The organism is Citrobacter sp. CF971, assembly GCF_006385635.1.
Lineage (GTDB): Bacteria > Pseudomonadota > Gammaproteobacteria > Enterobacterales > Enterobacteriaceae > Citrobacter > Citrobacter freundii.
On sequence record NZ_CP041051.1, the window covers coordinates 3393547 to 3408434 of the forward strand.

The following is a 14888-nucleotide window of genomic DNA, read 5'->3' on the forward strand; positions in this document are numbered from 1 at the left end:
CGATGAGCGAACTTTGGCAACCGTGGGAAAATCTGTTCCTGCATGAAGTTGGCAGAACAATGCCGGTTCATGTTATCGCAGAAAAACTCGAGCGTTCCGAATCGGCAGTCACTCGCCAGGCATCACGTATCGGCGCACCACTCATCAGCAAGATGACCGGCAGACCATGGACTGCCGCAGAGCTTCATCTCTTTGGTCGGTTCTCAGAGGAAGAGATAGCCACGGCAACCGGTCGCTCCATTTACTCAGTCAGAAGCAAGCGTAACGCACTGTCCCGCTCCAGAGGATTAACTATGCGTGAATGGTCAACGGAAGAGTTAGCGATTCTCATGCGCTACACCAACGCAGAAGTAGCAGAGATTACCGGTCGGAGTATCGAAGAGGTCGGAGATAAGAGGCTGTCTGTGAATATTGAGCGGAATGGATGGGATAAGCATAACACGGAGGATGAATGACGCTAACCAAACGAATCACAAGGTCGCTAATGCGGCCTTTTTATTTTCTCGCGTTCACCTTCAACCGAATTAACCGACAGTTCATGGAGCACTGATTATGAGCGAAAAATTACGAATTGAACTTGGCGATAAGTACGTCGTCACCGGGTCTGCGCATGACCTGATTCTTAACGAGAAAAAGATTTCCAAGGAAGGTAAAAATGCCGGTCAGGAAGTGCTTTCTCGCCTTGGTTACTACAGCAAGTTTGAGCATCTGGTACGTGAACTGATGCACAAAGAGATTCTGGAATCCGAAGCGCAGACACTCACTGAATTACGCGACCACATCTATCAACTCAGCGAGAGGCTGGGTAAGGCTGTTGGACTATGACAGCCGAACTAATCGATCAGGCCAGCGCTCTCGAAGAGATGATGCGCGACCATGCTATTCAGGCTCACAGACTCAATCACTCAGCAGTATCAGCAACGCACTGTGTTGAGTGCGGCGACAAGTTACTTGATGCGCGCCGGAAAGCGTATCCGGGATGCACGATGTGCGTTGAGTGCCAGAGCAATATGGAATTGCGTAAGAAGATTGGGAGGATGTAATGGATTACAGCAAGCTGAGTGATGGGGAGGTTAGCGTCAGGCTGGCATATTTCCTCAAGCCAAAATACAGCGCCACTATTCACCCGCATGAAACTACCGGCGCTAATCTGTCATGGAACTGGTTCAACACAGTACAGAATACCGGTTATTTCCCGCTGCGTCGTGCTGAAGAGCTTTTCCCGGTAATGAAGAAACACCGGATCGGGCTTACGCCATCAGGCAAGACGGTATGGCAGGCATCCCACGAATCTGGAATTAGTGTTATCCATCGCAACCCACTTCGCGCTGTGGCAATCGTCTACCTCCTTTTGCAGGAGTCACTCAATGTTCCAGCTAATTCAACGGGGTCAAATTTACGCTGACCAACATAACTGGCCCGTAATTATTCATTCCACCACATCAGAAGTGGTCCGCTACTGGCGACAGGGCCGGATCAACACTGCTTCAATCGACCGCTTTAATAACGATTTCGAACACCTCGACCCACACGAGGCGGCACAGATACGCGCCGAACTTGAAACAGCAGAACACTTAAAACGCCTCCGCGCTATGCGGTCGGCATGAGGAGAGATTATGTCAGACCAAAGCAAATTTTATGATTACTACGTGGTTGAGGGCGATGAAGTGAAGTCGCTCATTGCAGGGTATGACGAAATCAGAGAGCAGCGTAACGCTATTTTGCCTGAAGCGGCTGGCAAGGTTGGCGCTATTGCGTGGACAACCTCCACCGGATGGGGTGGAGGAGGCGGTTTGCTGAGTGGTTTTGTGTGGGAGAAGGGTTATCAATTCCCCTGCCCTATGACCATTAAGCGTGAAGAGATGTTTGATGGTAAGCGAGTAGTGCTTGGGAGAGGGAAAGGGAATACAAAAGAGGGGCGGGCTTTCAACAAAGAGCTCGATGCGGTAATGGAAGAGGCCAACAAAAAGCTGAAATCTTTGCCTGAGTGGAAAGACTACATCGTTAACCACTACGGCATTATGCGAACTGGCATAGGAGGACAGTCTGGTCGTGGCTTCGGTTTCGCGATGCTATCCACCTATGGCGGTAAGCACCCATGTCGTGATGATTGCCTGGTATTCGCTATCCCGAACAATAAAGAAGAGCGGCACGGAGAAGTAGAGATACCGGAAACCTTCCAGAAAATCACTTACGGGCAGTTTTACGACATCGCTAACCATCCGAATGAATGACGCAACTGATAGCTGATTCACTGAGTCGGCTATTGGGTGCGAATGCACTGCCACGCTATCCCCCCATTTGCCCGGCCAATAGTGCCGGGTTCTTTTTGCCTGGATTCCAGGTTCGATTTCCAAACCGGAGATGAAACCCATGCAACACCAATTACAGCCCGATTCACTGGTTGATCTGAAATTCATCATGGCAGATACTGGTTTCGGAAAGACCTTCATCTATGACCGTATCAAAGACGGAACCCTGCCAAAAAGTAAACTCATCCACGGCCGCGCACGCTGGCTATATAGTGAACACTGCGAGTTCAAACAAAAACTCTTAAGCCGCCTCGATGGGTAAAATTGCGGGTAAAATAAAATCCACTTCTGAAATTTCCCTTCCCATACAATCCCCTGCCATGCCAATTCGATGTATGCAGGGGACACCATATATACTTCTCATGTTCATCCATTAATTAGCCAGGCGATAAAACGGCACATTCCTCACTGTTGCAGTAAGATTGTCGGACACCATTGTCTGCTTGGTAGCTATCCGCATCCCTGCTTTTCTCAGCCTCAACACATCAGCGGCAATACGCTGGCTGCCAAACCAGAAAAGCCCGTCCAGCGCAGTGACATCAAGGCCTGATTCAAGTGCCAGCTTCAGACGTTCGCGTGGTGCTTTTACTGTTTTAGCAATCTGCTGATACGGCGCTTCGCTTGAACCTGCAGGACTAATGCGCCGGATTCGATGCGACAGGCGGTACTGAAATTCATCCGGTATCCCACCGAGACTCGCTTTCAGGCTGTAAACACAACCAAAGCGTTTGCCGTTAAAGATGACGTTTTTCTGACTAAGCTGCAGCTCTTCACGCACGCTGGCAATCAGTTGCGGGGTACGGAGTAATAACAGGCGGAAAGGCAACTCAAAACTGGTCACGTAGTCCACATTCAATAAAGCAATACGCAGACGCTCTTGCGGTCCCGCCTTCAATTCGCGACATTCAGTAATAACATCAGCCCACTGGCCGGTAAGGCGGGAGCTCTCAGTCGCCTCAGTAAAGCTGTATTTTTCAGTCTCATAATCAATACGTTCAGTCACACGGAATTCCCTTCTGGCCACATCTCGGTATCGGTTGTTCACTTTACCAGCGACAAGATTGCTATGTCAGGAATCTTTGCTTAACCCGCCCAATATTTGCTTCATACCATCACACTAAGATGACGACAACTGACCGATCCGGCGCGTTTACCGGATCGGTACAGCGGCGTCATGTCAGACAACAAAACGATTGACCAGCCCCTTCATGGTGACCGACAGATTGTCCAGCCGCTGGCTGTCGCTCGCGGCCTGAGAAACCAGCGCCGCATTTTGCTGCGTAACCTGCTCCATCGGTCGCAGAGCCTGGTTTATCTGGGTTACCCCTTGCGACTGTTCTGTCGCCACGCGCGCGATATCCGCAATATATTGCTTCATACTGGTGGTATTGTCCGCTGCCGCTTCCAGCGCGGTAGCTGATGCCGTGACCCGCTCTACGCCCTCACTAATTTTAACCATGTTCTGCGCAACCAGCTCGCGGATCTGGTTAGCTTCTTTGGCGCAACGCTGGGAAAGATTCCGCACTTCACTGGCCACAACCGCAAACCCCCTGCCCATCTCTCCTGCCCGCGCAGCTTCCACTGCCGCATTCAGCGCCAGTAAGTTAGTCTGAAACGAGATATCATCAATTGAGGTCACAATATTCGATATTTTCTCACTGGAAGCGCGAATATCCCCCATACTCTGGTTCGCCGCAGTGGCAACGTTACTGGCCTGTCGGACCTCTTTTTCCAACCTGATTGTCAGATGCTCCGCTTCGCGGGCATTATCCGCTGTTTGCGTAATCGCAGTTGATAGCTGCTCCATACTGGCCACGGCTTGTACTATTGATGCAGCCTGTTCATCTGTACGTTGAGCCAAATCCTGATTTCCCACCGTAATACTGCTGCTGGCATCGGACAAAACCACGGCGCCTTGTTTAATCTCCTGTACGATATGCTGAATACTTTCCAGCATCGTGTTATAGGCACGATTAAGTGAGGAAAGCTCATCTTTACCCGGCGTCGCCAGACGTTGAGTCAGATCGCCATTCATCCCCGCAATCTTGCGCAGCGTGTCGCTGAATTGTCGATGCATATTGATTGCGATGGCTCCAGCGAAGGTCAATGATGCCAGTAGCGCTAACAAGCTGACGACCATATATATTTGCCAGTTTTTTCGTGCATCCTGCGCGAGTTTTTCTGCATTCGCCAACAGAAGATTCGCCGTCACATTTTCTATCTGCCGCATCACTTCAATACGCTGAGTTTGTACTTTGAACCAGGTAGTAGGATCGACACCAAATCCACCGTTCTCGACATGATTAAACGCGGTTTCACGAAATGAGAGGGCTTTTGACGCTTCTGCAGATTGTAAGCGATTTTTCAACATGGCCGCCTGTTCAGGCGAGCTCAGGCGCAACGATTGTGCCAGCCAGACGTTCTGTTTACTGACGACATCACTGAGCTGATGTAACTGTCCGTCGGCGAAATGACCGGAGGAAAAGATATTTGATAACAGTGCCCGTTCAATACCCGCTTGTTCTTTCAAATTCAGCAGATTGTAGTAGGCGGCGAATGCGTTTGCCATTTCGCCAGAATCCGTCAACTGCCCCAACTTACCGACAAAACTCAGCACATCAGCAATGACGTTGGTGTAAAACTTGACCACATCTGCGGCTGGAAGCCCCAACTGCGTGACATTTTCCCGGATGGTGGCGAGCGAAAGAATGTTTTTCTTAAACGCAGCGACAGAGGTAGCAACATCCCCTTCCGGTAATGCAGTATCGGACAACGAGCGCACGAATACCTCGATCTCGCGATCGGTCAAAGCCCGCTGTGCGTTTAACTCATCTTTGAACGTAGTCCCTGCAGCCCCCAGAAATCCGACACTCATTCCCCGTTCTTTTTGCAGTTCATGCACCACATTTCCGGCACTGTGTGCGAGCGCTGTCAGTTGGGCAATATTCTCCATCTGTCGTTCTGTTTCTATACGCGCCAATATTCCTGAACCTGCAAACCAACACAACGCCAGCAATAGTGGTTGTAGCGCGATTATTAACTTCATTTTCATCGGCATTCGATAAACCCACCACATGCCACTTCCCTCCATTAACCATATTTTCACCATGGTTATCGGCATCAAACAGCCTCTCTTTAACCCCCCCATGAGACAAGTGATTGTTTTTAGGCCTAATATTCACCAGAATACCTCTATTGGGCTATATTACTCAGAATTAATGTTTGCCCAATCACAGTAATTCAAACTTATATTTCATCTTTCTGAATAATATAGATTATTATTTTATTCTTGTTGCGCGTTTATCCGTTCGATACAGGCACAGACATCCGGTTTATCTCGTGTTCCCTTAAACAATGCTCAAAAGAGCAGTAATTTAATTGATGCAATACACAATACACTTTGCAAAGTGCTATTATCATTCTGCATTAAGATTATTATATTAAATATTCAACAAGAGAAAAACACATTCAAATCAAATAATTATTAGCATAATGAATTACTACTGATAAATCCGAACAACATTTATATTGAATTAAAAAATAAGTTATCTAACATAATTATTGCTTATCACTAATCTATAAGAGAATAAACTTATGAAAAAACTCAGCATTATTGCATTGTTAGGTTCAACATTAGCATTTTCAGCATATGCAGCTGAACAAATCTCACCAGAGCAAGCCAGCAAATATACAAAAACAGGAGAACTTAGCGTAACTGAAGACGGCTTTACAATGACAGATGACGGGCTCAGCAAAAAGGTGGATGAAAAGGGTGGCAAATACTATGTAATTACCTCAATTGAAGGGCAATCGGAACACAAAACGATCAATGCTGATATTTATAAATAAACCATAATAGAAATAAATCATTACCAATCTGCACCGCCATGATTACTTGACCCTCCCTAAACAGGAGAGTCAAGTAATTGCATGTAATTATTGTTTTTCGTTGAATATATTTAAGGAGATAATATGCCCAGAATTTATATCTCTGGAAAACTGACGTATATCGCCTTCTCCGCGATGACACTCTTGCTATCAGGTTGTGCCTCCATTCCTTCATCAATTAAAGGTAATGGCCAACCAGACCTGCAGAAAGATTTTCTAAAACTGAAGCAAACTCCCAATCTCTATGTAGGACAGCAAGCGCGACTGGGTGGACTGGTTATCAATGTCGTTAACCAACCGCATGAAACGTTGCTCGAAATAGCGGTACTACCGCTTAATTATAATGCGAAACCAGAAATCGGGACACCATATCAAGGACGATTATTAGCCCGGAGTTCAACTTTTCTCGACCCTGTTAATTTCCGCAATCACTACGTTACCGTTTTGGGTAACCTGACCGGGAGCCGTTCTGGTCGGGTCGGTAATTCCAGTTACCCATTTGTTACAATGAATATTCTTGGGTATCAGGTATGGCAGGAAGAAACACGTATTATGCCAGCACCGGGTTTTGATTACGGTATTGGACCCGTTTGGCCTGCCGACTGGAATGGTATGATGTATCCTGGCTGGGGATGGTACGATCCGCCGCTGCAAGTGGAAAAGACGCTATCTCCTTAAGTTTCGGTACCTCCCCCTTCATAACCTCGTCTCCATTCAATGCCTGGATGGCCCACGTTTCCGGGCATTATCAGTAATCATCCGTTAATTATCTTGTTAAAGATGAATAAAAAAAGCTGGCGAATCCATCGCCAGCAAAAGTCTGTAAAGGAGTCTCGAGTTTGTCACCAATACAAGTGACATAGTAATCCTAATACTCTGGCAGATACACAACAAGTTACTCTTATATAAATTAATCCTGGATAAGATAAAACATAATATCTCATAGTAATACCTAAGGAGTATCTGCAATACCAGGATTATTCTTATACTAAAAACAAAAAACCATATATTTTGCAGGATTAAGAATTTTACTTAGGATTATTATATAGGTACATCTCTGGATAAATTATAAAAATAGATTATGTTTATATTATTATCTAAGCATAACACGGGATAATTACCCCTACATATCAAACTCGATCACCAATGTTAAAACTCTGTTTTCTACAAACATTATAACTAGACATCTGCACCAAAGGAGCATTTTTATGATTTTCATTATCACAAAGGATTTTTTCCTTTTCCAGGGTGTTTTTAACCTACAGGAAAAGGAAAAAACCATCAAAATCAATCAACTTTCAGATATTAACTTTAATGATCTTGATCACAATGTAAAAATCATTATTGACACTTATCATAATAATATTATTGATGAAACTACGGTCAAGCTACTCAATGACATCAATGTTGAAAGGATCATCATCCTGGCCCCCTTTCACATTAGCAAATTAAAAAGCCAGTCGCCTTTACTGTTCGTAAGCAGAAAAGAGCAGATATTAAATTTACTCTCCCTCATCATAGATGAAAAAATTTCATATCAAAAACCTAACGTGGCACTCTCGCACAACCAACTTAAACTTGTCAACTCCATAATTAACCAACATAACATAAATGAAATCACTCAGTCCCTGAACATTTCAGAGCAAACAATGCGCATTCAAAAATTTAATATCATGCTCAAGCTAAAACTTAGAAGAATAAGCGATCTTGTTACCCTGAAGATATCACCTTATTTTTAGAATACAAGTGATTGACATTCAAAAACATCCATTAGAAAAGAAGGTTTTATGCTCGCATCTTTAATTGCCATTATGGTTGGTGGTGGTGTCGGTAGTGCTTTACGTTGGGGCATTTCCCAGCGATTGAATGCACTATTCCCTTTATTACCCCCCGGAACGCTCGTTTCAAATATAATTGCCGGATTCATTATTGGATTTGCTACAGTTTTTTTTACCCGACTAACATCATTTTCTCCGGCAGTGAAGGTGATGGTCACCACAGGGCTATGTGGTGGTTTATCGACATTTTCTACTTTTTCAGAGGAGGTATTTTCGCATTTGCAAAACGAAGATTACATTTGGGCCGGTACTGAAATCGCGGTTCACGTGCTGTTCTCCTTACTCGCCGTGTATACCGGCTTCTTAATTGCGTCATTTATTATCTATTGGTACCGATGAACCGTAAACCTTCGTAACGTATATGTGAGGGATATAATGCAGATAAAAAGAAAATTTGCGGTAATTGGCCTGGTTAATATTCTATTCGTTGTGGGGTGTGATGATAGTAAGAATGCCCCACCACATACCGTGATACCGGATGTCGGTATTATTACGCTTAAAGAAGAATCCGTGAATATCACCAGTAAATTACCCGGGCGAATTGTACCTTATGAAGTTGCTGAGATACGCCCGCAGGTTGGGGGGATTATTCTCAGCCGTCAGTTTAAAGAAGGCAGCACGGTTAATGCCGGAGAACCGCTGTACCAGATTGACCCGGCCCCTTTACTGGTAGAACTGGATCGGGCGAAGGGAAGTCTGGCTAAGGCTCAATCAGCAGCAGATAACAGCCGCTTAACGTTGAATCGTTTTACGTCATTGCTTAAATCACATTATGTCAGCCAACAAGACTACGACGAGGCCCAGACTAACGCGAAGGAAGCGCAGGCAAACTTGCAAGTGGCGAAAGCGGCGGTTGAAAGCGCCAGAATCAACCTGAACTATGCCAGCGTCACCTCGCCGCTGAGTGGATTAAGCGGCAAGTCAACTGTCACCATCGGCGCACTTGTCACCGCCAATCAGGGGCAAGCACTGGTCACAGTTCAACGTCTTGATCCTATATACGTGGATGTTACCCAGTCCGCCAATGATTTTCTCCGGCTAAAAACAGACATGGAGCAAGGCATAATAGAGCAAAGCCAGGGCCAGGCAACGGCCATATTAGAGTTTGATAACGGTAAGCAATATGCTCACACAGGGAAATTGCAGTTTTCCGACCTCACAGTGGATGAAACAACGGGGTCTGTTACGCTCAGAGCAATTTTTCCTAATCCAGATAACACGCTATTACCTGGCATGTACGTCACTGCCGTGCTCAGTGAGGGTATCCAGCGCAATGTATTGTTGGTTCCACAAGAAGCGGTAACTCGCAATGCCAGCGGCAAAGCAACAACGCTTATTCTTGATCCGGAAAACATTGTCCAGTCGCGTGAAATTATTGCCACTAAAGCAATAGGAGATAAGTGGCTGGTGACTTCCGGTTTGCACCCTGGCGATAGGGTCATTATTTCTGGGCTCCAACAGATTCGGCCTGGCATTAAAGCTCATGCTCTCCCCTCCCCTTTAGATTCAAATCCCCCTTTACCTCAGTAAGGCCGGGTAACAGGAGTTTTTTCTATGGCTAATTTTTTTATTGAGCGCCCGGTCTTCGCCTGGGTTCTTGCTATTATCATGATGCTAAGCGGCGTCATTGCTATTACTCAGTTGCCCATTGCTCAATACCCCAACATTGCCCCACCGGCGGTAACTATCAGCGCATCATACCCAGGAGCCGATGCACAGACTGTACAAAACTCGGTGACGCAGATTATTGAACAGAATATGAATGGTCTGGATGGATTAATGTATATGTCCTCAACCAGCGACGCCTCTGGCAATGCCACCCTGACCCTCACGTTCGAGTCGGGGACCAACCCTGATATCGCTCAGGTACAGGTGCAGAATAAATTACAGTTGGCGATGCCGTCATTACCGCAGCAAGTACAACAGCAAGGTATTAGTGTTGATAAAGCCAGCAGCAATATTTTACTGGTTGCCGCATTTATTTCAGAGGATGGGGCGCTTAACCAGTACGATATTGCCGACTATGTTGCGTCCAATATCAAAGATCCGCTTAGCAGAATCGCAGGGGTGGGCAGCATTCAACTATTTGGTTCACAGCATGCCATGCGAATTTGGCTTGATCCGGTCAAACTCAACCAATATCAGCTTGTCCCTCAGGATGTCATTCAGAAAGTCAAAATACAGAATAATCAAATATCGGGAGGACAGTTAGGTGGTGCACCTCAGGCAAATAACCAGCAGTTGAATGCTTCAATTATCGTCCAGACCCGATTACAAAACACACAGGAGTTTGGAAATATTCTACTGAAAGTTCAACAAGATGGCTCACACGTTACATTGAACGACGTTGCTCACATTGAACTGGGTGCTGAAAGTTATGGCACTGTAGCAAAATACAACGGGAACCCTGCAGCAGGGATTGCGATTAAGTTGGCCACAGGTGCCAATGCCCTGGATACCGCAAAGTTAGTCAAAGAGGAAATAGCCCGACTTTCGCCCTGGTTCCCGCCAGGTCTCAAAACCGTCTATCCCTATGACACCACGCCCTTCATTAAGATATCCATACAAGAAGTCGTTAAAACGCTGGTTGAGGCCATTGTTTTAGTTTTCATTGTTATGTATTTATTCTTACAAAATTTTCGGGCAACACTTATTCCAACAATAGCAGTCCCGGTTGTCATACTAGGCACATTTGCCGTTCTCTCCGTTGCTGGCTTTACCATCAATACTCTGACAATGTTTGGCCTTGTCCTGGCCATTGGTCTGCTCGTTGATGATGCTATTGTGGTGGTGGAAAATGTTGAGCGCGTGATTGCAGAGGAACACCTTTCCCCCAAAGAGGCTACGCATAAATCGATGTCACAAATACAGGGGGCGCTGGTAGGAATTGTACTGGTCCTGTCGGCTGTATTTGTACCGATGGCGTTACTCGGCGGTTCAACCGGAGAGATATACCGGCAATTCTCGGTAACGATTGTCGCCGCCATGGCGCTTTCTTTATTAACCGCATTATCGTTAACGCCCGCATTATGTGCCACGCTGCTCAAACCAGCGCATCATGATACCTCCCATTCTGCACCTCGTTTTTTCACACTGTTTAACCAGCACTTTGAGCGTTTTACCCAGCATTACAGCGACAGTACGCGCAAGATTCTGCGAGTCACTTCTCGATATATGATTCTGTATTTACTGATCATTATTGCCATGGTGCTACTGTTTCTACGCATTCCGACCTCATTTTTACCTGAGGAGGATCAGGGCGTTTTGCTGACCATGGCCCAGTTGCCACCGGGTGCTACGCTGGTGAAAACTAATAAAGTACTTGAAGACGTCAGCCACTATTACTTGACGCAAGAAAAAAGTAATGTGGAATCAGTCTTTACTGTCAGCGGTTTTGGATTTAGCGGGCAAGGTCAGAACAACGGGTTGGCCTTTGTAAGCCTGAAACCCTGGTCTGAACGCACGGCAAGTGCCGATGGTATTAATGCGATCATTCAACGTGCCACCAGAGGTCTGGCTACAATAAATCAGGCTATTGTTTATCCCTTCAATTTACCCGCCGTCCCGGAACTTGGCACGGCCTCAGGTTTTGATCTGGAACTTATAGATAAAGCCAATCTGGGTCACCAAAAGCTCACTCAGGCAAGAAATTGATCTTGACCCTCCATCTCCGAACAGCTTTTGTATCTTAAGTTAACGATGTCCGCTGCCGCCGGTATTCCCTCGGGGAGTGATATCCCAGCGCGCTGTGCGGGTGGTTTTCATTGTAATGCGTGAACGCTACTGCAAGGTTTCGCAGTGCTGTTCTCACATCCGGTTTTGGCATGAACGCGATATAGTCTTCTTTCATCGTTTTCACGAACCGTTCGGCCATGCCATTACTCTGCGGGCTGCTCACCGCTGTTGTGCAGGGCTCCAGATTCAGCTCTCTCGCGAACCTCCGCGTTTCATACGCGGTATACGCTGAACCGTTATCCGTCAGCCACTGCACCGCTGTGTCGGGCAACCTGTCGCCGAAGCGCTTTTCCACCGACCTCAGCATCACATCCTGCACGGTCGAACTGTCATAGCCTCCCGTGCTTGCTGCCCAGTCTATGGCCTCACGGTCGCAGCAGTCCAGCGCGAACGTTACCCGCAGTTTTTCGCCGTTGTCGCAGCCGAACTCGAAGCCATCTGAACACCAGCGCATATCGCTTTCTGCCACCGCTATCTTGCCCTTATGTTCACGCTTCGGTCGCTCTGGTTTGTGATGCAACAACAACAGGTTATGCTCGCTCATTATCCTGTAAAGCCGTTTGGCATTCACAGGTGGCTGTCCCTCTGTGCGACGTTGCTTGCGCAGGATGCCCCACACGCGTCGATAACCATAACTCGGCATATCGCTGATAATGTTGAGGATAGCCGACAGTATTTCTGCGTCTGCTTCTTCATTACGCCGGTTACAGCGCCTGTCCTGCCAGTCGGCAGAACGGTTAATCCGCAGTGACAGTTGCGCACGCGACACGCCCATGGTCCGGCTGACCATGGCTATTCCCCGTCCTTTGGCAACAAGGGCGCGTGCGCTATCCATTTTCGCGACTGACCGTACTCCACGGCTTCTTTCAGGATCTCAACTTCCATCGTTTTCTTGCCCAGAAGGCGCTGAAGCTCCCGGACCTGCTTCAGAGCAGCAGTAAGCTCAGAAGCAGGAACGACTTCCTCTCCAGCCGCAACGGCGGTGAGGCTGCCTTCCTGATATTGCTTCTTCCACTTAAACAGCAGGCTGGGCTGGATACCATGCAGGCGGGCGACATGGGAGACATTCATACCCGGCTCCATCGTCTGCTGGATAATGGCGATCTTCTCCTGAGGAGTTTTACGTTTACGGACTTCTTGCCCTAACAGGATCCCGGTCATCTCAAAATTGGCGTTAGTGTTAGACATATATTCAAGCCTATCTCTTATCTGGAGATACAGCTACTGTCCGGTGTTTCAGGGGGCTACATCACTCAGGCAAGAAATCAGCTCCTCGGAATGGCAAAACAGCATCCCGAACAGGTGGTCGGCGTTCGCCCCAATGGACTGGAAGATACGCCCATGTTTCGGGTGCATGTCAATGCGGCAAAAGCAGAATCTATGGGCGTATCTCTCAACGATATAAATCAGACGATCTCAACCGCGTTTGGTAGCAGCTACGTTAACGACTTTCTGGATAATGGACGCGTCAAAAAGGTCTTCGTACAAGCAGCCATTCCTTATCGCATGCTTCCGGAAAGTATTGATAGCTGGTATGTCCGTAACGCTTCTGGGGACATGGTACCGTTTAGCGCATTTGCCTATACAGATTGGACTTATGGTTCACCGCGTCTTGAACGCTATAACGGCTCTCCTTCAATGGAGATTCTTGGCGAAGCCGCACCGGGAAAAAGCACTGGAGATGCAATGGCATTTATGGTCTCACTCATCGAAAAACTGCCTGCTGGCATCGGATATGACTGGACAGGAATGTCGTATCAGGAGCGTTTATCCACAGACCAGGCCCCTATGCTATACCTTATTTCAATCATCGTTGTTTTTCTGTGTCTGGCAGCACTCTATGAAAGCTGGTCAATTCCCTTTGCCGTAATGCTGGTTGTTCCACTTGGCGTTGTTGGCGCCTTATCAGCGACCTGGTTGCGTGGGTTATCCAACGATGTCTACTTTCAGGTTGGTCTACTGACAACAATTGGGTTATCGGCTAAAAACGCGATTTTGATTGTAGAATTTGCCGTTGAAATTATGCAAAAACAGGGTAAAAGCGATATTGAAGCGACATTAGACGCAGCCAGAATGCGCTTAAGACCGATTCTGATGACCTCTTTGGCATTCATTCTTGGTGTGCTTCCATTAGTCATTAGCAACGGCGCGGGTTCAGGCGCACAAAACGCAGTAGGCACAGGCGTGATGGGCGGTATGATCGCCGCAACTATCCTGGCGATATTCTTTGTCCCCGTGTTCTTTATTGTTGTACATCGCTTTTTTACAAAAATAGCGATAAGAAAATAAACAATATTAGTTAGGATTTATTTATTAAAAACAAGCGCCGGAAGTTTTGCAACATATCGCAAGAGTGTTTACGATAATACGGGTATCAGTGCAGACTGATCCCCTGAGAAAACATTTGGTATGCTTCCGATTTTAACTGCCCGCGAGGGCAGTTTTTTTAATGTAATGACCCCGCTATCGGGGCCAGATAATAGTAACAACTAACTACTTAGTTTCAGGTTTTACGAAACTGATTAGCAATATATGCGCAACTAATACCACTCAGCATAAGCTCAATTCCCGTCACCATTGACACCATATAAATTGATGCCTGCGGAGTGGCAGTAATAAAACACCATGCGATAAAGAGATCCAATATACCGATAACACCCTGTAACCATACCTTTTTCTCTTTTCTGTGCTTAAAAAAGTTGGTCAGTCGGATAATTCCACCTAAACAAAATAGACATGCCAAAAAAGTTGCGATAGCAAAAACACCCAATTCAGGTGCAGTAATAAAAAAATACCCCATCAAAAAATATGCAATACTGACGACTACCCCAGAAACAACTGGCCAAAAATTATGCACCCTGTTTTTAAACATACCCACTGCTAACGCTACACCACTGCACATCAAAATCCCACCGACAATGATACTGAGCACGCCTCCAGACACATAAGGGAAAAGGATAAAAAGCACCCCACCCAAGAACATCAGGCATGCCAAGAACTTAAGAAACCGCCGCTGTTTGACCAGCACATCATCGTCAAGCTTAGATAGAATATCTCGTGTTACATTTAACATTTGCTTCTCCTGTTAGTCAGAGTACTACTGACAACATTAATT

The 14888-nt window shown here is 46.5% G+C and carries 16 protein-coding genes and 2 pseudogenes; 14 read left to right on the forward strand and 4 right to left on the reverse strand.

What is annotated here, in order from left to right:
- Window positions 1-2 precede the first annotated feature (2 nt).
- The 7 genes from E6P06_RS28065 (at window position 3) to E6P06_RS20025 (ending at window position 2574) form a co-directional block, all read left to right on the forward strand.
- A complete protein-coding gene (locus E6P06_RS28065; protein ID WP_246862912.1) occupies window positions 3-455 on the forward strand; it encodes a hypothetical protein in 453 nt (150 codons plus the stop codon).
- Between the two features lie 97 nt (window positions 456-552).
- Window positions 553-825: a DUF5405 family protein gene (locus E6P06_RS20000; protein WP_071701032.1), complete on the forward strand. Its 273-nt coding sequence runs from the start codon at window positions 553-555 to the stop codon at window positions 823-825.
- Entirely contained in the window at window positions 822-1043 is a 222-nt protein-coding gene (locus E6P06_RS20005) for a TraR/DksA family transcriptional regulator (protein WP_139935628.1), read from the forward strand. Before E6P06_RS20000 ends, E6P06_RS20005 begins: the two co-directional genes overlap by 4 nt.
- Complete coding sequence (locus E6P06_RS20010) at window positions 1043-1405, forward strand: hypothetical protein (protein WP_139935629.1); 363 nt, start codon at window positions 1043-1045, stop codon at window positions 1403-1405. The genes E6P06_RS20005 and E6P06_RS20010 overlap by 1 nt, the downstream gene beginning before the upstream one ends.
- On the forward strand, window positions 1368-1607 hold the full coding sequence (locus E6P06_RS20015) for a DUF4222 domain-containing protein (protein ID WP_139935630.1): 240 nt from the start codon (window positions 1368-1370) through the stop codon (window positions 1605-1607). Before E6P06_RS20010 ends, E6P06_RS20015 begins: the two co-directional genes overlap by 38 nt.
- Window positions 1608-1616: 9 nt before the next feature.
- The gene (locus E6P06_RS20020; protein ID WP_139935631.1) at window positions 1617-2234 is read left to right on the forward strand and encodes a DUF5420 family protein; all 618 of its coding nucleotides are present in this window, start codon (window positions 1617-1619) and stop codon (window positions 2232-2234) included.
- A gap of 139 nt (window positions 2235-2373) precedes the next feature.
- Window positions 2374-2574 carry an AlpA family transcriptional regulator gene (locus E6P06_RS20025; protein WP_023294204.1) on the forward strand — a complete coding sequence of 67 codons (201 nt, stop codon included), beginning with the start codon at window positions 2374-2376 and terminating at the stop codon, window positions 2572-2574.
- 111 nt (window positions 2575-2685) lie between these two features.
- Here E6P06_RS20025 and E6P06_RS20030 read toward each other — a convergent pair whose 3' ends face one another.
- Entirely contained in the window at window positions 2686-3315 is a 630-nt protein-coding gene (locus E6P06_RS20030; RefSeq protein WP_003839291.1) for a hypothetical protein, read from the reverse strand.
- Window positions 3316-3489: 174 nt separating this feature from the next.
- Window positions 3490-5388, reverse strand: a complete 1899-nt coding sequence (locus E6P06_RS20035) for a methyl-accepting chemotaxis protein (RefSeq protein ID WP_139935632.1) — start codon at window positions 5386-5388, stop codon at window positions 3490-3492.
- Window positions 5389-5906: 518 nt separating this feature from the next.
- Between E6P06_RS20035 and E6P06_RS20040 the strand changes: the two genes are divergently transcribed.
- The 6 genes and pseudogenes from E6P06_RS20040 to E6P06_RS20065 form a co-directional block, all read left to right on the forward strand.
- Window positions 5907-6161, forward strand: coding sequence for a DUF1471 domain-containing protein (locus E6P06_RS20040; RefSeq protein ID WP_139935633.1), 255 nt, complete (start codon window positions 5907-5909; stop codon window positions 6159-6161).
- A 123-nt stretch (window positions 6162-6284) separates the two neighbouring features.
- Window positions 6285-6878, forward strand: a complete 594-nt coding sequence (locus E6P06_RS20045) for a Slp family lipoprotein (protein WP_003845054.1) — start codon at window positions 6285-6287, stop codon at window positions 6876-6878.
- A 530-nt stretch (window positions 6879-7408) separates the two neighbouring features.
- Window positions 7409-7939 carry a LuxR family transcriptional regulator gene (locus E6P06_RS20050; RefSeq protein ID WP_139935634.1) on the forward strand — a complete coding sequence of 177 codons (531 nt, stop codon included), beginning with the start codon at window positions 7409-7411 and terminating at the stop codon, window positions 7937-7939.
- A gap of 48 nt (window positions 7940-7987) precedes the next feature.
- Window positions 7988-8377 (forward strand): fluoride efflux transporter CrcB, encoded by a 390-nt coding sequence (gene crcB / locus E6P06_RS20055; RefSeq protein WP_139935635.1) that lies wholly within the window; start codon window positions 7988-7990, stop codon window positions 8375-8377.
- 36 nt (window positions 8378-8413) lie between these two features.
- Window positions 8414-9568, forward strand: a complete 1155-nt coding sequence (locus tag E6P06_RS20060) for an efflux RND transporter periplasmic adaptor subunit (protein WP_080975634.1) — start codon at window positions 8414-8416, stop codon at window positions 9566-9568.
- A gap of 24 nt (window positions 9569-9592) precedes the next feature.
- A pseudogene (locus E6P06_RS20065) lies at window positions 9593-11689 on the forward strand (efflux RND transporter permease subunit); the annotation flags it as partial.
- A gap of 37 nt (window positions 11690-11726) precedes the next feature.
- Here E6P06_RS20065 and E6P06_RS20070 read toward each other — a convergent pair.
- Window positions 11727-12934 (reverse strand): IS3 family transposase gene (locus tag E6P06_RS20070; protein ID WP_089617520.1). Its coding sequence is split into 2 segments (ribosomal slippage): window positions 11727-12613 and window positions 12613-12934, totalling 1209 coding nucleotides; the frame shifts between segments, so codons are not numbered across the junction.
- Between the two features lie 87 nt (window positions 12935-13021).
- Here E6P06_RS20070 and E6P06_RS20075 point away from each other — a divergent pair.
- Window positions 13022-14062 (forward strand): annotated as a pseudogene (locus tag E6P06_RS20075) (efflux RND transporter permease subunit); the annotation flags it as partial.
- A gap of 214 nt (window positions 14063-14276) precedes the next feature.
- Here E6P06_RS20075 and E6P06_RS20080 read toward each other — a convergent pair.
- Complete coding sequence (locus tag E6P06_RS20080) at window positions 14277-14846, reverse strand: HdeD family acid-resistance protein (protein WP_003845049.1); 570 nt, start codon at window positions 14844-14846, stop codon at window positions 14277-14279.
- Window positions 14847-14888 lie beyond the last annotated feature (42 nt).